General features: G+C 49.0%; 19 protein-coding genes. 10 read left to right on the plus strand and 9 right to left on the minus strand.

The window, feature by feature from the left end; all coding sequences use genetic code 11:
* The first annotated feature begins 66 nt into the window (after positions 1 to 66).
* Positions 67 to 648 (plus strand): dihydrofolate reductase family protein, encoded by a 582-nt coding sequence (locus tag KK083_RS00755; RefSeq protein WP_254159027.1) that lies wholly within the window; start codon positions 67 to 69, stop codon positions 646 to 648.
* 2 nt (positions 649 to 650) lie between these two features.
* Here KK083_RS00755 and KK083_RS00760 read toward each other — a convergent pair whose 3' ends face one another.
* The 6 genes from KK083_RS00760 to KK083_RS00785 are packed head-to-tail and all read right to left on the minus strand — an operon-like array spanning position 651 to position 3463.
* Positions 651 to 1217 carry a DUF4256 domain-containing protein gene (locus tag KK083_RS00760; protein WP_254159029.1) on the minus strand — a complete coding sequence of 189 codons (567 nt, stop codon included), beginning with the start codon at positions 1215 to 1217 and terminating at the stop codon, positions 651 to 653.
* 29 nt (positions 1218 to 1246) lie between these two features.
* Entirely contained in the window at positions 1247 to 1828 is a 582-nt protein-coding gene (locus tag KK083_RS00765) for a YdeI/OmpD-associated family protein (protein ID WP_254159031.1), read from the minus strand.
* A gap of 28 nt (positions 1829 to 1856) precedes the next feature.
* Complete coding sequence (locus KK083_RS00770) at positions 1857 to 2228, minus strand: VOC family protein (protein ID WP_254159040.1); 372 nt, start codon at positions 2226 to 2228, stop codon at positions 1857 to 1859.
* 33 nt (positions 2229 to 2261) lie between these two features.
* Complete coding sequence (locus tag KK083_RS00775) at positions 2262 to 2645, minus strand: DoxX family protein (RefSeq protein WP_254159042.1); 384 nt, start codon at positions 2643 to 2645, stop codon at positions 2262 to 2264.
* Positions 2646 to 2653: 8 nt separating this feature from the next.
* The gene (locus KK083_RS00780; protein WP_254159070.1) at positions 2654 to 3136 is read right to left on the minus strand and encodes an SRPBCC domain-containing protein; all 483 of its coding nucleotides are present in this window, start codon (positions 3134 to 3136) and stop codon (positions 2654 to 2656) included.
* Positions 3137 to 3139: 3 nt separating this feature from the next.
* Entirely contained in the window at positions 3140 to 3463 is a 324-nt protein-coding gene (locus tag KK083_RS00785) for an ArsR/SmtB family transcription factor (protein WP_254159072.1), read from the minus strand.
* Positions 3464 to 3792: 329 nt separating this feature from the next.
* On the opposite strand from KK083_RS00785, the gene KK083_RS00790 reads away from it, so the two are divergent.
* The 3 genes from KK083_RS00790 to KK083_RS00800 all read left to right on the plus strand — a co-directional run bounded on the left by KK083_RS00790 (position 3793) and on the right by KK083_RS00800 (position 6978).
* On the plus strand, positions 3793 to 5397 hold the full coding sequence (locus KK083_RS00790; RefSeq protein WP_254159074.1) for a hypothetical protein: 1605 nt from the start codon (positions 3793 to 3795) through the stop codon (positions 5395 to 5397).
* A 23-nt stretch (positions 5398 to 5420) separates the two neighbouring features.
* On the plus strand, positions 5421 to 5933 hold the full coding sequence (locus KK083_RS00795) for a DUF6705 family protein (protein WP_254159082.1): 513 nt from the start codon (positions 5421 to 5423) through the stop codon (positions 5931 to 5933).
* A gap of 274 nt (positions 5934 to 6207) precedes the next feature.
* Positions 6208 to 6978: a TSUP family transporter gene (locus KK083_RS00800; protein WP_254159098.1), complete on the plus strand. Its 771-nt coding sequence runs from the start codon at positions 6208 to 6210 to the stop codon at positions 6976 to 6978.
* A 14-nt stretch (positions 6979 to 6992) separates the two neighbouring features.
* Here the strand turns inward: KK083_RS00800 and KK083_RS00805 are convergent, their stop codons facing one another.
* Positions 6993 to 7367: a DUF6223 family protein gene (locus KK083_RS00805; protein WP_254159100.1), complete on the minus strand. Its 375-nt coding sequence runs from the start codon at positions 7365 to 7367 to the stop codon at positions 6993 to 6995.
* A gap of 316 nt (positions 7368 to 7683) precedes the next feature.
* On the opposite strand from KK083_RS00805, the gene KK083_RS00810 reads away from it, so the two are divergent.
* The 3 genes from KK083_RS00810 to KK083_RS00820 all read left to right on the plus strand — a co-directional run bounded on the left by KK083_RS00810 (position 7684) and on the right by KK083_RS00820 (position 10397).
* Complete coding sequence (locus KK083_RS00810; RefSeq protein ID WP_254159108.1) at positions 7684 to 8673, plus strand: sensor histidine kinase; 990 nt, start codon at positions 7684 to 7686, stop codon at positions 8671 to 8673.
* On the plus strand, positions 8670 to 9383 hold the full coding sequence (locus tag KK083_RS00815; protein WP_254159117.1) for a LytR/AlgR family response regulator transcription factor: 714 nt from the start codon (positions 8670 to 8672) through the stop codon (positions 9381 to 9383). The genes KK083_RS00810 and KK083_RS00815 overlap by 4 nt, the downstream gene beginning before the upstream one ends.
* Before the next feature lie 141 nt (positions 9384 to 9524).
* Positions 9525 to 10397, plus strand: a complete 873-nt coding sequence (locus KK083_RS00820) for a ParB N-terminal domain-containing protein (protein ID WP_254159126.1) — start codon at positions 9525 to 9527, stop codon at positions 10395 to 10397.
* A 9-nt stretch (positions 10398 to 10406) separates the two neighbouring features.
* Here the strand turns inward: KK083_RS00820 and KK083_RS00825 are convergent, their stop codons facing one another.
* Complete coding sequence (locus KK083_RS00825; RefSeq protein ID WP_254159136.1) at positions 10407 to 11150, minus strand: SDR family NAD(P)-dependent oxidoreductase; 744 nt, start codon at positions 11148 to 11150, stop codon at positions 10407 to 10409.
* A gap of 350 nt (positions 11151 to 11500) precedes the next feature.
* Between KK083_RS00825 and KK083_RS00830 the strand changes: the two genes are divergently transcribed.
* Positions 11501 to 12430, plus strand: coding sequence for an alpha/beta fold hydrolase (locus KK083_RS00830; RefSeq protein WP_254159138.1), 930 nt, complete (start codon positions 11501 to 11503; stop codon positions 12428 to 12430).
* Between the two features lie 118 nt (positions 12431 to 12548).
* On the opposite strand, the gene KK083_RS00835 is transcribed toward KK083_RS00830, so the two are convergent.
* On the minus strand, positions 12549 to 13790 hold the full coding sequence (locus KK083_RS00835; protein ID WP_254159153.1) for a hypothetical protein: 1242 nt from the start codon (positions 13788 to 13790) through the stop codon (positions 12549 to 12551).
* Between the two features lie 164 nt (positions 13791 to 13954).
* Here KK083_RS00835 and KK083_RS00840 point away from each other — a divergent pair, with 164 nt between their 5' ends.
* Positions 13955 to 16345 (plus strand): molybdopterin oxidoreductase family protein, encoded by a 2391-nt coding sequence (locus tag KK083_RS00840; protein WP_254159155.1) that lies wholly within the window; start codon positions 13955 to 13957, stop codon positions 16343 to 16345.
* Between the two features lie 2 nt (positions 16346 to 16347).
* Positions 16348 to 16800 (plus strand): hypothetical protein, encoded by a 453-nt coding sequence (locus KK083_RS00845; protein WP_254159157.1) that lies wholly within the window; start codon positions 16348 to 16350, stop codon positions 16798 to 16800.
* The last annotated feature ends 201 nt before the right edge of the window (positions 16801 to 17001 follow it).

The raw sequence follows: 17001 nt of genomic DNA on the forward strand, positions 1-17001 counted from the left end.
ACCCCCTGTGAACGAGATAGTTAAGTGATAATTTGCAGCGCCTGGGAATACTAAAACACTGAAACAATGGGAAGGATAATGAGTTTGATCAATACAACGCCGGATGGATTTGTCGATGCGCAGTACACCATTGCCGATAGCGAATTTTACGAGTTTACGCTTGGCCTGTTCTCGTACAGCAGGGCAATTGCCTTTGGCCGCAATAGGTTCGAGCTGTTCCAGAACCGTTGGCCGCTCATCCTGGAAAAAGAAGGTGTACCGGAATCACAAGCTAAGATGGCGAAGACCATGAACGATATCCACAAGGTGGTTTTTTCATCGACCTTAAAATCGACTGCGTGGAACAACTCGACCATTGTACGGGAAATTGATCTGAAAGATATCAATTCCTATAAGCAGGAGGGAAGTGGCGGATTACTGACGGTAGGAAGTCCGGGCCTTGTGGCAGCGCTGGCAGGCATGAACCTGATAGACGACTATTATTTCTTTATTCATCCCTTCATTGCCGGCGCGGGTAAAGATGGTATGCGCCTGTTTGGCAACTTGAACCTGCCGGAAAAGCGCCTGCTTTCTTATGTGAACAGCAACCACCTGAAGTCAGGCGTTCACATTATTCATTACAGGAGTGATACACCAGCTCAGGTATAAATCTAGACCCTGAGCGAGCCCCGGAATCCCCTGGCGGCATAGTAAGATTCGGCCCCGTTGTGATACACGAAGACCTGGTCGAAGCGGCGGTCACAAAAGAGCGCTCCGCCGAGTTTTCTGACCTTGGCCGGTGTTTGTACCCAGCTGGATGTTTTCAGGTCGAATTCTCCAAGCTCCTGCAATGCCCGGTATTGTTCTTCAGTCAGCATTTCGATGCCCATCTCGGCTGCCATATTCATGGCGCTGTTTTTCGGTTTGTGCTCTTTTCTTGACTCCAGCGCTTCATCGTCGAAACAAATACTTCTGCGGCCTTTGGGACTCTCCGCTGAACAGTCGAAAAAAATATATTCGCCGGTCTTCTTATCGTACCCAACCACATCGGGTTCGCCCTCCGTTAATTCCATTTCATCCAGCGACCGCAGCTTTTCAGGATTGGCCTCCAGCTTCGCTTCCACATCGGCCCATTTGATGCCTTTGTGGCGATTCATGTTTTTCTCAAAACGGTTTTTTAATACCTTGAGCAGCCCTGTGTAGTCTTCTGAGGATACCTTCTTTTTAGTGCTTTTCATACTTTATGTTATTTCGGATTAACTACTGCCTATTCATCATCCAATCCCATTCCATCAAGGATCTTCTGCGTATACTTTTCAACCCTTGCCTCCCGAGTTTTGGACTGTTTGGCCGACGAGAAATAAAAAATGTACGCTCGTTGCCGCCCGGGTGTCAATGCGTTGAAGGCAGTTTTCAGGGCGCGGTTCTTATTCAGCCTGACTTGTAATTCTTCGGGCATCTTAAAATCCGAAGTCTTTTTCAACGTCACTTTTACACCAGATTCCTCCACGGCAATGGCCTCGTAAACGTACTTCTTCAAGGTTGATTTCATCTTTACGATCTCCGCGAGACTGGTGAACCGGATCTGGCGTGCCACCTGTACATTTTCCGTTTGCTGGATCAGGATCTTTTTGGGATCCTTCATCAAGGCCCCTTTGAAAAATAGGAGCGCACAATATTCTTTGAACCCGTGGATCAGCACGATGTTCTTTTTCTCGAACGTATAACAAGGCTGGCCCCACTTCAATTCTTCCACCAGGTCGCAGTCGAGAATGATATCTCTCAGCTGCTGAAATTCCTTCTGCCACGGTGTAGCCTTATTAAAAAACCAATCGATCTTTGGGTTCATGCGCTTTTTTTTTATTTGTTCATTATGATTATTCCTGTACCAGGTATACCACGTTGCCGTCCGGATCTTTCAGGGTAAACCACTTTACCTTCGAGCCCGGGCCGTACAGATCATCTTTAACTTCGTTGACTTCAACACCTTGTTCACTGAGTGTTTTGTGGGCAGCGGCAACGTCGGGCGTTGCAAAGTATACCACCATGTTACCGGGCTTCAGGTGCTCGTGGTAGGTGGTGAGTGTGATGGAAACCTTGCCATCGGGAAGGGTGAGGGATACCCACCAGCGGTTGTCATCCTGCCGGTAGTCAGACGCGGCCTTCAGACCCAGCCTGTCTGCATAAAACGTTTTTGCTTTGGGCATGTCGTTGACAGGCACCGTGAACATGATAAGCTTGCTGATCATTTGCATACGATATTAGCTATTATTGATGAATTATTATTGAGCAACGGCAACGATCTTTCTATTGGCCGGCCTGAAATACCATGATATGACTGTGAGGGTGAGCAATAACGCGGGACCGAAAAACTCGCTGGCGGCGCTTCCGGAAGCCGTATGAGAAAAGAGCGCGCCCAGCATTGTAAAAATGAAGCCCGCGTAAGCCCATTCCTTCAGTAACGGAAACCTGGGAACAAGCAATGCCACAACACCCAGGATCTTCGAAATGCCGAGGATCGTCAGAAAATAGACAGGATAGCCGAGCTTTATAATAAAGGCCGTTTCCTCTTTTATGTTGAGCAACTGAACGAACCCTGTGGATAACATTCCTAACGAAAGCCAAATGGTGGCAACCCAATAGATGATCTTGTTTCTCTTAGTCATAGTTGTAGTTATTTTAGTTTGCTGAGTACGTTTTGGAGTCGGTTGTGTGCCATGTTCAGTCCTGCGGCAAAAGGTTGCTTCAGCAGCTGATCTCTGAGCTCGGGTGTTCTGTAAATGGAGTGCATCCTGAGCCTGCTGGTGTCGTCGGTGAGCTTTTCAAATTCCAGGAACTCGAGCTGTACCTCCAACGGCGAACCTTCCATCTCAAAGGTCCGGATGATCTTCTGGTTGGGGATAACCTCATGGAATACACCATTGGCGCGGAACACCACGTTCCCATTCGGGTCGGCGTTTTGAAATTGCCAGCCGCCGTGTTTTTTATTTTCGAACTTCAGCACTTTCACGGTGCCATAGTCGTGGGTCATCCACTGCTCGAAGATCTCGGGCTCCATGTGCGCCTTGAAAAGTAATTCCACCGGCAGGTCGAATTCCCGGGTGATCACCACGTCGTGTTTTCCTTCTTCAGCATGGACTTTTGTTTTCCGTTCCATAGTCTATTTTTTTGATTTGTATTTTTTCATGATGGTTTCCAGTTTATTAAAACGGTCATCCCACATGTTCCGGAATGGCTCAATAAAGTCCGCGATCTCTTTCATCTTTTTGGGATTAAAATGATAATAAATTTCCCTTCCGTTTTGCTCCTGCGTGAGCAATTCACACTCGGTAAGGATCTGTATATGTTTGGAAATGGTTTGCCGCGAAGAAGAAAAATTCTCCGCGATGGCCGTAGGGGTCATGGCCTGGAGGGCCAGTAACGTAATGATCGCCCTCCGGGTAGGGTCGGCAATTGCCTGAAATACATCTCTTCGCAGATCCATTTTATGCAGTTATTTGACTGCAAATATATGTGCAGTCAAGTAGCTGCGCAAGTGTTTTCAGGATTTTTTTTATGAAACCTGTGCAGGAAGGAAAAAAAGGCATCAAAATGAACCAGCATTAAGCAAAATGGAATGCGAACCTTCACCGGAAAGCCGTCGTGCGGAGGCCAATCCGGCGTATAGGGGTATAGATAATTTGTACAATTTGTTTCTTTTTTTCGCCGGTTCGTTTACCTTTATATCGCTCCGTTGGCTTTTATTCCAAAAGCGAAAGCACTTCCCACCCAGCCATTTCGCAATTGTCACTACGTAACCTAAACCGTTTTACTATGGATAAACGCCTACGTACCCGTTATTTGATTTTGTTGATGTCGCTATTGCTGGCTTCCTGTATGCAGGATCACTCCGACTATCAACCCATTGAATCTCCTTTTAAAGGAATGCTGCTTTCCTCCCTGGACTCGAGGAAAGTAAAGAGCTCTTCCGAGCTCTATGAAAAAATGCAAGAGGTGATCAACAAGCTTGATTTTTACGACGTCAGAAAATACACGCTCGCGGGAGGGCAGGAGTTATTCACCGTGAGATTAGGTGAGTTGTCTGGCGTGAAAGGTGGAACCCGAAGGGCCGTTTTTCAAATGAACAATGGTGCGCTAACGGATTTCCGGATCGTTGCATTTGAAGGGGAGACGAACATTGAACCGGATGAGTTGATCATCAAGTTTATCGGAAACGAAGTTCATGATTTTACAGGCAGGGCTTCCGTTTATTCTCTTTATCAGGATATTTTGTTCTTTAATGAATACGAAGACGGCCAGGTAAAAATCAATGGCAGGGTCACGATTGGCGATACGGAAAAAGGAGGGAGGACGGCGCTCTGCACGGCCTGGTATCTTGTGACCACTACTTATTATTCTGACGGAACAACCTCTGAGACGTGGGAATTCCTGTATACTACGTGTGATTGTCAGGAGACGCGTATAGGCCGGAGCTTGTGTGGAGGTGGCGGTGGTGGTGGCGGAAGTGCTCCTCCTCCCAACACGGGAATTCCCACCAATCCGCAACCCGGCGAACAAACTACGGTGACACTTGCTGATGGCACCGTCAAAGTGCTCCAATATAACTGTTACGACTGGGGTTGTGCATGGCAGACCATAATGGTAACCCTTCCGGCCGTTGTTGTCACAGCACAACGCAACACCTACTACTTTCTGCCACCGGCTCCCTTTCCCAACTATTTTGTGATCGGGCCTGACGGGTTGCTCTATACGTATAACGCCAACTGGAACCAATGGATGGGAACCATTTCTCCGGTAGATCCTTGCGTTATTGCAAGAGCGCTCGAGCAAAACCAGGCGCTGAGGGGCAAGATGTCGGAACTGGATTCCAAGACAAATCTTAACTATGAGACAGGTCATACCTTCAAAAACAATGCGGATGGAACCTCGACGTATACGCCGGTGAACGGTGTCGCAGGCGAGGCATCGATCAATATCAATATCAATTCGCCCATCGATGGATTTATTCACACGCATTATGCCGGCCTCCTGTCGATCTTTTCGCCGGATGATATTCGCTCCATTGCCCAGGTCCTTAACGGTGGCAACATGGTTAACCCTTCATCTTTTATGGCGGGTGTTGTTACAGCGAGTGGTACCAGCTATGCTTTGGTCATCGATGATGTAGACCAGTTCCGGGCGTTCGCGAATAATTTCCTGAATGATGACGTCAATTTTAACTTGTTCGCAAGTGTTTATGGTTCTGTATATAAAATTACTGAAACAAACAGCGTCGCACAAAATGAAAAATCATTCTTACAGATGTTGAATACCCTTCACTCGGGATTGAAGCTCCTGAAAGCTGATGGCACCTGGGGCGACTGGGATGTGCTGGAACTGGATGCAAACAACAATGTATCCGCCGCTGAATGTTTCTAAAAAATTATTAAAGCATATAACGTATGAAATATATTCTGGTATTAGTCCTGTTTATATCGCTAGTTGATTCGTGGGCACAGGAGCCGAAAAAAGGCGACTACGTCACGGACACTGCGCTTGATAAGTTTGCCGGAACCTGGCAGGGCACGCAGGGTGGTCAATCGTTGAAGCTGGTGCTGAAGAAGGAAAAAGTCTATTTCAAAGGCTTCGATTACTCGCGCGATCTGCTGATCGGCTGGCATGAGCTTACCATCAACGGGCAAGTTGTGGAAAGTACCCTGAGCTTTGCCGGAGGCCCGTATGACAAGAACGTCACCATTCTTGGATCGTCAGAAGGCCAGGTGCAGGTTAACCTGACAACCTTTCGTGACCTCTCGCGCGAAAGAAATCACGCCGGCACATTGCTTCTGCAGGACCCGAATGTGATCAGGCTTACGCTTCGGTTAACGGAGCACGTGATCCTTAATAAAAAGAAACAAGACCCTGTGAACGCGCTTACGGTGCCCGGAGAATGGATCCTGAAAAAGGTTGACTGATATAGGGTGTAGCTGGTAATCGAAAAGTATAAAGAGCCCCCTGGCGGTACAGCGACTGGCTGCCCGAGGGCTCCTTTTTTTTGAGCTTGTGCCGTCTCTACGAGACCCTGATCCTGATCGTTTAAGATGCTACCGGTATGTCATACCTCGACGGACTTTATGAACCCTGCAAATCAGAAGACCGCGCGATGGATCAGGAAAATAAGTTCTATTAAAGTTGTATTTTCGAAGCAGTAAGCCCGCGACAGGAGCGGGCGATCATGGCTGTTAAGAAATGGAGCTTGTTATTCTTTGCGTTGCTGCGCTGGTCACGTCGCTGCTGACATTTTTCACCGGCTTCGGACTGGGCACGATCCTGACGCCCGTGTTTGCGATCTTTTTTCCGATTGAAATTTCTATTGCCCTGACCGGCGTGGTACACTTCCTGAACAACATTTTTAAGTTTACGCTCGTGGGTCACCATGCCGACAAACGTATTGTTTTAAGGTTCGGCATTCCGGCGTTCGTTTTTGCGTTCTTTGGCGCTTTTGTCTTGCTGAAGATCACCGGCCTCGGGCCACTGTATGCCTATACGCTGATGGGCAAGGAGTTTGTGATAACACCCGTGAAGGCTGTGGTTTCCGTGCTGCTGATCATCTTCGCGCTGATGGAATCCATTCCGGTGCTGAAGAACATTCAATTCGGAAATAACCTGGTATTGGGAGGTATCTTAAGCGGCTTTTTCGGAGGGCTGTCCGGCAACCAGGGTGCGCTGCGGAGCGCGTTCCTGGTCAAAACCGGGTTAAGCAAAGAGTCTTTCATCGCCACAGGAATAGTCATTGCCTGCCTTGTGGATTTTTCAAGACTGGGTGTTTACCTTTCACGATTTTCGGCGTCGGGTTTACAGGAGAATCTCACGCTGGTGATCGCGGCCACTTTATCAGCCTTCGTCGGTGCATTCGCCGGAAGCAGGTTGCTGAAGAAGATCACCCTGGAAACTGTACAGGTTGTGGTCACCGTGATGCTCATCATCCTCTCTATCGCCATTGGGCTGGGGTTGGTTTAACAGACGGAGGGCTTTCATTTGGCAATACGACGAAAACGCACCAGGCCTATTAAACCGACTACCATGCTTGCAAGGCCCAACAGTATGGCCACGATTGCGCCGGCAAGCCCATTACCGGTTCCAAAACCACCGGCGGCGTTGGCAGCATGCAGCACACCGATAAACAAGCTTGTTAATCCTAAAACACCGGCAACGATGGCCCTTGCTTGACTGCTGCCGTTGCGGGCGCGCCACCCAATGATCATACCGGTCAGACCTGCTAACGCCGCTAAGCCCGGTAAGAGTCGCCCTGCTCCCAAACCACCCGCTCCTGATGCGGCGTGAGCGGCCAATGGCATTGCAATGATGATATATAACAAGCAAAGACGAAGCAACTTTTTAATACCCATAATTTTACCTTTTGTTTCTGTTTTGATTGAGATCTGTCATGGATGTTTGCCAGGACACCACAAACTAAATTGCAGTAGCGATACCTTTTTTAATGAATAGACAACCATCAGGGGCACGGCGATAATGTTGTAAAGTCTGGCGACTTTATTTGACGCTGATAAATGAGTAAGTGCTTGAAGGCGAGAGCCTGCGGAACCCAGCTGTTGCAAGTAAAAAAAATGTTCATCTTCTTGCGACATAAACATCCGGAAAGATCCCCGAAGGCCGGGCACTAGTGGTCGGGATGAGGCGATGAACATAACCAGATACAAATATTTGAATTGGATACTCCATGCTTTTGCGTGGAGCCTGGTGCTCTTTCTCCCTTATCTGGTTTCTGATGCCGCCAACCAGTATAAAATTGGTCCGCTTCCAGGGGGCTACTTTACTTTGTCGGGTCTCGTCCACATGGTGATATTTTATGGGAATGCCCAGGTTCTCTATCCGAAGCTTCTTAACAGGTCTTACTGGCTGTTATACATGGTCTCGGTTGTTTCACTCGTTCTCTTATCCGTCATGGTAAAGTTCTACATACTCGAACAATGGTTCCCTGACGCAACACCCGACGCGCGAGCGCACGTGCTGTTCCCTTCCATGCTGGTATTTATTGTCAGCGTTTTTTATAACATCACAATTGATAAGATCCGCGCTGAAAAACTCCAGAAAGAAAACGAAGCCCTGCAGCTGGCGATGGAAGTGAAGTTCCTGCGTTCGCAGATCAGCCCGCATTTTTTGTTCAATATTTTGACAAACCTGGTTTCGCTCGCAAGAAAGAAGTCTGACCAGATGGAGAATTCACTGCTGATGCTTTCCCGGTTAATGCGTTATATGTTTTCTGAGGGCAGTAAAAAAATATCGCTGCAAGAGGAGGTGGAGTATCTTCAAAGCTACGTTGCCTTACAGGAATTAAGGTTCGGACGCGATGTGAAAATTATATTCCATGTGAATGTGTCGGATGAAGTGAAAACCCATAACATCGAGCCGATGCTGTTGATCCCATTTATCGAGAATGCTTTTAAACATGGAACGGGGTATGTGGATGAGCCCGTTATAAACATCAGCTTAACTTTCAGAAAAGAAGTGCTGAGCTTTCAGCTGACGAACAAGTTTTCGCCGCAGCCGGATACCAGCAAGGATGAAAGCTCCGGGGTCGGTTTGAGCAACGTGCGTTCGCGGCTGGCATTACTGTATCCGGGCAGGCACAACCTGGTGATCGATACCGGTAACAACTTGTTCAGTATTAATTTAACCCTGAGTCTTTTATGAGGATGCGTTGTGTTGTTGTGGATGATGAGCCTTTGGTTCGGGAATTGATCGAGGATCACATAAGCCAGGTACCTTTCCTGGAGCTCGTACGCTCTTGCAAAAACGCGCTGGAGGCAATGGAAACGTTGCAGAAAGCGCCGGTCGATCTGGTTTTTCTTGACATCCAGATGCCCCGGTTAAACGGCCTGCAGTTTCTGCAATCACTGGGCAACCCGCCCCTGGTGATCATGGTCACGGCTTATGAGCAATACGCTGTGGAGGGGTTCAACCTCCAGGTTGTTGATTATATCCTGAAGCCCTTTGGTTTTGAGCGGTTCCTGAAAGCGTGCAATCGTGCCGCTGACTTGTTCCGCATGAAGCATGCAGTCGCGGGGTTGCAACCGGAGAAGCGCGGCGATTTTTTTGTGAACGTGGAGTATTCACTCGTTAAGATCGTTGTTGCCGATATCAACTACATTGAAGGCCTCAAGGATTATATCAAGATCTATCTTTCTTCAAGCGTTAAACCTGTTCTCACCCGTATGTCGCTTAAGGCAATGGAAGCAAAACTTCCCGCCGGCACTTTTGTACGTACGCACAAATCCTTCCTGGTGGCAATATCCAGGATCACAACCATTAAACGCGACTTTGTTTACATCGGTACAACTGAAATTCCTGTCAGCGCGACGTTCCGGGAAAATATCGACAAAATTGTAGGACCTCACAGATAACTGCGTACATCACTTACTACTTGTGAGCGTCTGAGTCAGCAAGCTCCACGTTGAGGAACATGGCTTTACGCTGCATGGCGGGTGTGGTTGTTATTTTAATTGATAACCTGTAAATTTGGTTCGGCCCGTAATGTTGATACAATGGTTGAAAGCAGTCCCGTAACTGTATTAAAAGCACTCAAGGAATTTATTGTGCCTCTATCGAAAGAGGAGTTCAGCACGCTGGAGCAGAATATCCTGAGTCAAGGATGCAGAGATCCGCTGGTGGTATGGCAAAGACCTGACGGTTCCAACGTTCTGGTAGATGGTCACAACCGATTGAAGATCTGCCAGAAACATGATTTGCCATACAAGATCAAAAAAGTCCATTTCGCAGACATGGGCGAAGTGAAAGACTGGATGGTGGATAACCAGTTGGGGAGGAGGAATCTGAACCCGGATCAGATGAGCTACTACAGGGGCGTGAAGTACCTGGCTTTAAAAAATTCAAAGGGCGGATATAAAAATGTGCTGTCGAAAGGACAAAATGAGCTTTCGACCTCGGAGATGCTGGCTGAACAATTTAAGGTCAGCGAAAGCACGATCAAGCGAGACGCCAAGTTTGCGGAAGGGGTGGATATCATTGGTAAAAGTAATGCCAAGCTGAAGTTCCAGATCCTTTCAGGTCAGTCAAAGGTCAAGAAGTCCGACATCCAGGTCTTAACGGAGCATAAGGATCCAGACAGGCTGACCTTTAAAAATGAGGCTGACCTTTTTAACAAGGCAAAGGTGATCAGGGACGAGATCCTGGATGATGTGGAGAGCAAGATCAAAGATGTTCAGAAAAAGAAAATTGAAACAGCCCGTGCTGTGCTGGCCGAAAAAGAGCCTGCGTTCCTGGACCGCGATGACAGGCTGAAAAAAATAAAAGGAATGATCGTATCGGCCATCAATAAAGCTATCAATGAAAAAGATACGGGGGCGATCAAGGAATTGAAAAAGCTCATCGACAGGTTGGAGAAGGAATTATTTTAACCTGCTCCTTCAACCTTTGGGATGCTGTGGAAACGCAACACCCGTGATCTCCTCGCACAGTTTCAGCAGTTTTTCCTGCGCAGCCACATCGTTAGCGGCGGCATTGTAAGATCTTTCTTTTTGATGAAAGAAATAGCGGCCGCTTACTTTGGCGCGTTCATCGTTGCTTACCGCGAGCCAGGTTTGTGTTTCATATCCCTTCTGAAGATCGTCAGGTGCATTTTTTCCACCCATCTTTGTTGGAACCCATCCGGGATCCACGGCATTGGAATATACCTCCGGCCACTTTCGCGCAACAGCCAAAGCGAGCATCATCACATGCAATTTGGAATCAGAATAGCTTATGCGATCAATGCCCTGTTTAAAATACTCAAGATTGGGCCGCCCGTGCAAATGCATTCCGGAGCTCAGGTAGATCAGCCGTTTCGGTTTTTGGATCAGGCTCGTGAGAATATAAGGCGCCAGTGTGTTCACCGCGAAGATAAGCTTTGCGGAAGTCTGGTAAACACCGGCATTATGGATCACCGCATCGAAGGCGCCCAATTCGTTCACCTGCGTTGCCAGCGCTTTTGTTTCTTCGATGCTCGACAGATCTGCCGTTAGCACCTGTGCTGCGCCGGCAATTTTTTTCAACGCCTCACGTCCACGCTCCGCATTCCGGGCATGCAATACAACCTGATGACCTTGTTCCACCAGCAACCTGGCTGACAGATGACCCAGCCCATCCGCCGAGCCGGTAATGAATATGACCATGATTAGAACAGGATTATAAGATTTAGATCTGGATTACCAAGATTTACAAGATTAGACCTGGATTGCCAAGATTCACAGGATTAACTGGATTTTAATCCTGTAAATCCGTAAATCTTATAAATCCCGGTCGTAAATCCAGGTCAAGGTCTTTCATTGTGGCATCATTCGCAACTGTCACCCAATAAATGGTGTGCTAATTGGTTGGTGTGCATTTCTTTTTTTTTAGTCAACCGTCCAAGCGCTGCATCTTTTTTTGTAATGTCGCTTTTAACCCCGGTAATTGTCGCATGTGCCCTATAAGTGAATTGGTGTTGTTTACGAGCTTTGTATCATAACAAAACGACACAATTATGAACACACGTATTATAACTGGTCTCCTGATTGCCATGGTTGTAACGCTCATGGTAGCCTGCCAAAAAGAAAATCAGGCAACGTCACCTGGGCCGAAAGACACTGTTGCCAGCCAGACCCTGAAGCCGGGTGAAAGCGGCTATGCAGACGTAAACGGATTGAAAATGTATTATGAGGTCTACGGCAACGGTAAGCCCATTGTACTGATTCACGGCTCGTATATGACCATACCGCTGAACTGGCAGCATATTATACCCTTGCTGGCTAAAGACCGGAAGGTAATCGTAACCGAGCTGCAAGGCCACGGACGCACAAGGGATATCGCCCGCGAAATCAGTTACGAAGGTATGGCTGACGATGTAGCCGGTCTGCTGAAGCACCTCGCCATCGATAGTGCCGATGTATTGGGATATAGCATGGGCGGTGGGGTAGCCTTCCAGGTAGCGGTGCGCCATCCTGAGCAGGTACGCAGGCTCGTGGTGTTGTCAGGCACCTATACCCACGATGGATGGTGGCCCGAAGTAGAAGCCATGTATGGTACTTTCACGGCCGATATGTTTAACGGTACGCCTATACAAAAACAATACGACAGCCTCGGAAACGACCCGGCCCATTTCCAGGAATTTGTAAAAAAGGTGATCAGCATAGACCTGAAGCCCTACGATTGGACCAAGGATGTGAAAAAGATCCAGGCGCCGATATTCATGGCCATTGGCGATGCCGACGGTGTGCGGTATGAGCATGCGCTGGAGTTGTTTCGCGCCAAAGGAGGTGGAAAGATGGGAGATCTCAATGGCTTGCCGAAATCCCGCCTGGCCATTATACCCGGTACAACTCATATAGGTATGATCCAGCGAACAAACTGGCTCATCCCCATGATCACTGACTTCCTGGACGCAGACCTCAACGCACCGCCACCAACCTTCTAAGAGCAGATTTGAGATATGAGTCCCGATTAGCTATCGGGATGAGACACGGGACCTTTGTTACAACCAGTGCGGAGAGGAGGGTAGCAAGTCTCATATCTCCCATCTCACAATCTCACATCTAATTACGCCAGAGTTCCTTGATCACCTCTTCCTGCGAGTATCCTATGGGGCAGGCTTCACTTCGTGTGTTGGCCCTGTAGCTTCCGGAGGTCTCGTTGGGGCAGGTGATCATTCGGCAGCCAGGCATTTGCAGATGTCCGTTCGGGTCTGTCTTTCTGATCCATTGATAAGCGTACCTCAGCCATTCGTTACGGTAATGCTCGGGTTGTAAGGAGAACCACGAGATCTCATCCCATCCCCAGATAAAGTGAGAGGTGGTATCGGCTACGTTGGTTTTGTTGCTTCGTCCGAAGTTATCGAACTCCACCAGGTAGGGCAGGCTCTCACAGGTCCAACCGCTGGGCGCCACGCAGCCCTTGCTTTTGTTATAGAGCGCATCGAGGTGGCCCGCTTCCAGTTTACCCTGGTATGGTTTCCGGGGTATCGGTTTTATACGCAGCGGAAACGAGTTGAAGTCGATAAGGCTCGTGCCGTCTTTCACCATTCCACCTTTGGGTACATGCGCGTCGAGCAACACCCAATGGCGCCGCGCATGGTTGGCTGCAAATTGCCTGATCATCGACACAAGCGACACCCACGAAGTTCTTTCAGGATCATTCATGCCAATGAGCTCAACCTGCCCCAGGTGAAAGGCCTCCACACCGATGTTGATATAAGAAGCAGCCAGGTAGTAGAACCAGAGTTGTGTTTCCAGTCGGCTGATATCAGGCACGCTGCTTCCTTTTCGCCAGTGATCCACAAACTTTCCGTTCCCGTTCAGCATGGCGCGGTAAGAGAAGGTGCGGTCTTCTGCAGGCAGCTTGTGATCTGTAAACACCCACGCCGGTATTTTTACCTGCTCCACTTCTTCCGTGACAATCTCGAAGAGGCATCCCTGGAAAATGATCTCGTGGTCGAAGCGATGAAGGGTGTCGATGATCGATCTTGCCCTGTTCCAGAATTCAGGATCGTTCAAAAGACCTTCACCACCCCAGCGGTAAATAGCCCTCCCGATAAATTTGGCACCGGTGTTTCTGATCATGCGCAGATCGTCTTCATGATAAGGGTAGGTACGTTTGCCCTCAGGTTTTGCAGGCACCAGGAAAAAGGCCATGGTAATGGAACGGTCGAGATAATTCTCGAGCACTTCTCTTGAAATACCGTTTCGGTCAAAGTGATAGGATCGTTTCTGGGAGCCAGCACCCGCGGCCACTAACAGCACCGGCAAAACGACCAGGAGCATGCGTAGGTTGATTGTCATGGAAGTAAAAATACCCGCGCAGGCTTAAGAAGTTATTAATTTGAAATTAATGGCAAAAAACTCCCCGTCGTGGCATGGCGCCAGCGTCCCCAACCGACAATAGACGACGAAGCAGTGCGGGCATACATTTGGTGCGGATAAACTTAACAATTCACAGTCATGCCATGATAAATGCCAGCCGCAACAGCATCAGGGAGATCTGGGGTGAAAGAACTCCTTATTATGACCAATGGCCTGAAAGGGTCGATCAATACATTACTGAAGAGCCTGACAAATGGGTACAGTCAGCCTGTGTTCTCTGCTCGAACGGTTGTGGTATTGACATTGGTGTCAAAGATAATCGCATCGTGGGCGTAAGGGGCCGGGCGGTGGACCGTATTAACCATGGCAGGCTTGGCCCGAAGGGATTGCACGGGTGGAAGGCCAACCATAGTAACGACCGCCTGACGGTGCCGCTGATCAAAGAAAATGGCAGCTTTCGGAAAGCTACATGGCAGGAAGCGATGGACCTGATCGTTACCAGGAGCAAAGAGCTTATTGCCAGGCACACCAGTGGGTCGCTTGCGTTTTATAACAGCGGACAACTTTTTCTCGAGGAGTACTACACCCTGAGCGTTATAACAAAAGCCGGCCTTGGAACAAATCACGTGGACGGCAACACAAGGCTTTGCACATCGACGTCGGCATGGGCTTTAAAACTTTCGTTTGGTGCAGACGGGCAGCCGGCTTCTTATCGTGATATTGATCTGACGGATGCGCTTTTGCTCGTGGGTCATAATATGGCATTCACACAAACCGTACTGTGGTCGCGTGTGCTGGACCGGATGAAAGGTCCCAGGCCACCCAAGCTCATTGTGGTCGATCCGCGCAGAACGGCCACGGCTGAAATGGCTGACGTTCACCTGATGCCCCGCGTTGGAACCAATGTACCGCTCCTGAACGGGTTGCTGCACCAGCTGATCGAATGGGACGCTGTTGACCATGACTATCTTGAGAAACACACTGTTGGCTTCGATGCCCTCAAGTCAACGGTCTCGCAATGGACACCCGAGCTTGTCGAAAAAGTTACCGGTGTTCCGGCGAGCCTGCTGTTAAAAGCGGCCAGCATCATTGCGTCAACACCGTCGTTGGTATCTACTGCGCTGCAGGGAGTCTTCCAGGCATGGCAGGCTACGGGCGCGGCCGTGCAGATCAACAACCTTCACCTCATTCGCGGCTTGCTTGGAAAAGAAGGAAGCGGCGTGTTCCAGATGAATGGTCAGCCAACAGCGCAAAACACACGGGAGTGTGGTGCCAACGGAGAGCTTCCGGCATTCTTCAACTGGCATAACGAAAAACATGTGCGGCAATTAGCCGATATCTGGAACGTTGATCCGTCCATCATTCCGCATTGGGGGCCACCCACACCGATCATGGAGATCATGCGGTATGCAGAGCTCGGCTCGGTTAAGATGTTGTGGATCGCAGGCACCAATCCAGCAGTGTCGTTACCAGGCCTCTCACGGATCAGGCACATATTGAAAAAAAATGACTTGTTCGTTGTGGTGCAGGATGCGTTCATGACCGAAACCGCGCAGCTCGCAGACGTGGTTCTGCCAACCGCGCTATGGGGAGAGAAAACCGGTTGTTTTACCAACGCAGACCGCACCGTTCACATTTCTCACAAGGCCATAGATCCACCCGGTGAGGCAAAGTCGGATCTCGATATTTTCATCGACTACGCCAGGCGCATGGATCTTCGGGACAAGGATGGGCAGCCCCTGGTAAAATGGTCGTCGCCAGAAGAGGCCTTCGAGGGCTGGAAGCGCTGCTCGAAAGGAAGACCCTGTGACTATTCAGGCCTGAGCTACGAAAAGCTCAGCCAGGGCTCGGGCATCCAGTGGCCCTGCAACGAGCAATATCCCGATGGCAAGGAAAGATTATATACCGACGGTTATTTTAATACCGACTATGAGCTGTGTGAAGGTTATACGCATGATCTGACAACTGGCGGAGCCGTTCCCCCGGAGAAGTATAAAGAGAACAATCCTGCCGGCCGCGCGATCATTCTTCCCTGCGAATACGATCCGCCGCTTGGCTTCACTGACGAATCATATCCGCTCCTGCTCACCACGGGAAGGGTGGTGTATCATTTTCACACACGAACAAAAACAGGCCGCGTCAAAGAGCTCAATGATGCGGCGCCGGACGTGTTCATCCAGATCTCTCAGGAAGATGCGAATGAGCACAACATCCAGGAAGGGGACCTCGTCAGGCTGGAATCGAGGTTTGGCAGCGTGCAGGGGCCGGCCAGGATCGGAGGCATCGCACCGGGACTGGTGTTTGTTCCTTTTCACTATGGCTACTGGGACGGTGAAGACGCAAAGACCGCGGCCAACGAATTGACGAAACCGAGCTGGGATCCTGTGAGCAAGCAGCCGCACTTCAAATACAATGCGGTAAACCTTGTCAGGCTCGATACAAAGCTCAGCGAATTAGCATCAAAGACGAAGGATACGTTGCGCAGCGCCGTGAAAAGCGCGGTGCAAACGACAAAAGAAACTTTAAAATTATAGGTATGCATGTAGATCAATATTTATCCCACGTGCGGGAGGCAGAAGAAAACCTGGGTCTTGGTTTGAAGAAGATCATGAGACAACATTCTTTTGAGACTGATGTGGTGGAAATGTGCGAACGTTTCGTGCGGTGGTCAGACGAGCACAAGGCTTCGCTGGAGATGTTTAACGCCGAGGACAATACCAATGAAGAGGAATCGCCCGGGCTTTTTAAAGCACTTTTTGCAAACATGCGCATAGGACCGTACGGTTTGCTGCGCGACCTGCATGCACTCTCACTGCTGATCCATGATGCCCACACCAGCTGGACCATTCTTCAGCAGGGAGCCATGGCGCAACGCAATACCCGGCTGGAGCTTGTTTGTAAGGAAGCCCTTGCACACTTAAATAAAGAGAGTATGTGGGTAGAGACGCGGATCAAGAACGCTGCGCCACAAATACTGATCGTCGGGTGAAGCAAGGGACGCCAACAGATCTCTGGTATCACCGGCGTCCGGACATCAGCAAAAATGCAGTTCACGCAAAGTCGCTAAGAAGCGCAAAGAACGCCAAGATATTTTGATGATCATTTCTTTTCGGTCTTCGCGTGAACATAGATTTATTTATAGATAACCATCTAGTTACCAATAATTTATATAAGTTATAAGAAGCTTTTC

Source organism: Chryseosolibacter histidinae, from assembly GCF_018598225.1.
In the GTDB taxonomy this organism is placed as follows: domain Bacteria; phylum Bacteroidota; class Bacteroidia; order Cytophagales; family Cyclobacteriaceae; genus Chryseosolibacter; species Chryseosolibacter histidini.

Bases quoted from the DNA above. Each gene is read 5' to 3' on its own strand.
- KK083_RS00800 (WP_254159098.1), top strand. From the start codon at position 6,208: ATGGAGCTTGTTATTCTTTGCGTTGCTGCGCTGGTCACGTCGCTGCTG.
- KK083_RS00845 (WP_254159157.1), top strand. From the start codon at position 16,348: ATGCATGTAGATCAATATTTATCCCACGTGCGGGAGGCAGAAGAAAAC.
- KK083_RS00825 (WP_254159136.1), bottom strand. From the start codon at position 11,150: ATGGTCATATTCATTACCGGCTCGGCGGATGGGCTGGGTCATCTGTCA.
- KK083_RS00760 (WP_254159029.1), bottom strand. From the start codon at position 1,217: ATGAAAAGCACTAAAAAGAAGGTATCCTCAGAAGACTACACAGGGCTG.
- KK083_RS00770 (WP_254159040.1), bottom strand. From the start codon at position 2,228: ATGATCAGCAAGCTTATCATGTTCACGGTGCCTGTCAACGACATGCCC.
- KK083_RS00805 (WP_254159100.1), bottom strand. From the start codon at position 7,367: ATGGGTATTAAAAAGTTGCTTCGTCTTTGCTTGTTATATATCATCATT.
- KK083_RS00820 (WP_254159126.1), top strand. From the start codon at position 9,525: ATGGTTGAAAGCAGTCCCGTAACTGTATTAAAAGCACTCAAGGAATTT.
- KK083_RS00785 (WP_254159072.1), bottom strand. From the start codon at position 3,463: ATGGATCTGCGAAGAGATGTATTTCAGGCAATTGCCGACCCTACCCGG.
- KK083_RS00840 (WP_254159155.1), top strand. From the start codon at position 13,955: ATGATAAATGCCAGCCGCAACAGCATCAGGGAGATCTGGGGTGAAAGA.
- KK083_RS00775 (WP_254159042.1), bottom strand. From the start codon at position 2,645: ATGACTAAGAGAAACAAGATCATCTATTGGGTTGCCACCATTTGGCTT.
- KK083_RS00795 (WP_254159082.1), top strand. From the start codon at position 5,421: ATGAAATATATTCTGGTATTAGTCCTGTTTATATCGCTAGTTGATTCG.
- KK083_RS00765 (WP_254159031.1), bottom strand. From the start codon at position 1,828: ATGAACCCAAAGATCGATTGGTTTTTTAATAAGGCTACACCGTGGCAG.
- KK083_RS00835 (WP_254159153.1), bottom strand. From the start codon at position 13,790: ATGACAATCAACCTACGCATGCTCCTGGTCGTTTTGCCGGTGCTGTTA.
- KK083_RS00830 (WP_254159138.1), top strand. From the start codon at position 11,501: ATGAACACACGTATTATAACTGGTCTCCTGATTGCCATGGTTGTAACG.
- KK083_RS00755 (WP_254159027.1), top strand. From the start codon at position 67: ATGGGAAGGATAATGAGTTTGATCAATACAACGCCGGATGGATTTGTC.
- KK083_RS00790 (WP_254159074.1), top strand. From the start codon at position 3,793: ATGGATAAACGCCTACGTACCCGTTATTTGATTTTGTTGATGTCGCTA.
- KK083_RS00815 (WP_254159117.1), top strand. From the start codon at position 8,670: ATGAGGATGCGTTGTGTTGTTGTGGATGATGAGCCTTTGGTTCGGGAA.
- KK083_RS00780 (WP_254159070.1), bottom strand. From the start codon at position 3,136: ATGGAACGGAAAACAAAAGTCCATGCTGAAGAAGGAAAACACGACGTG.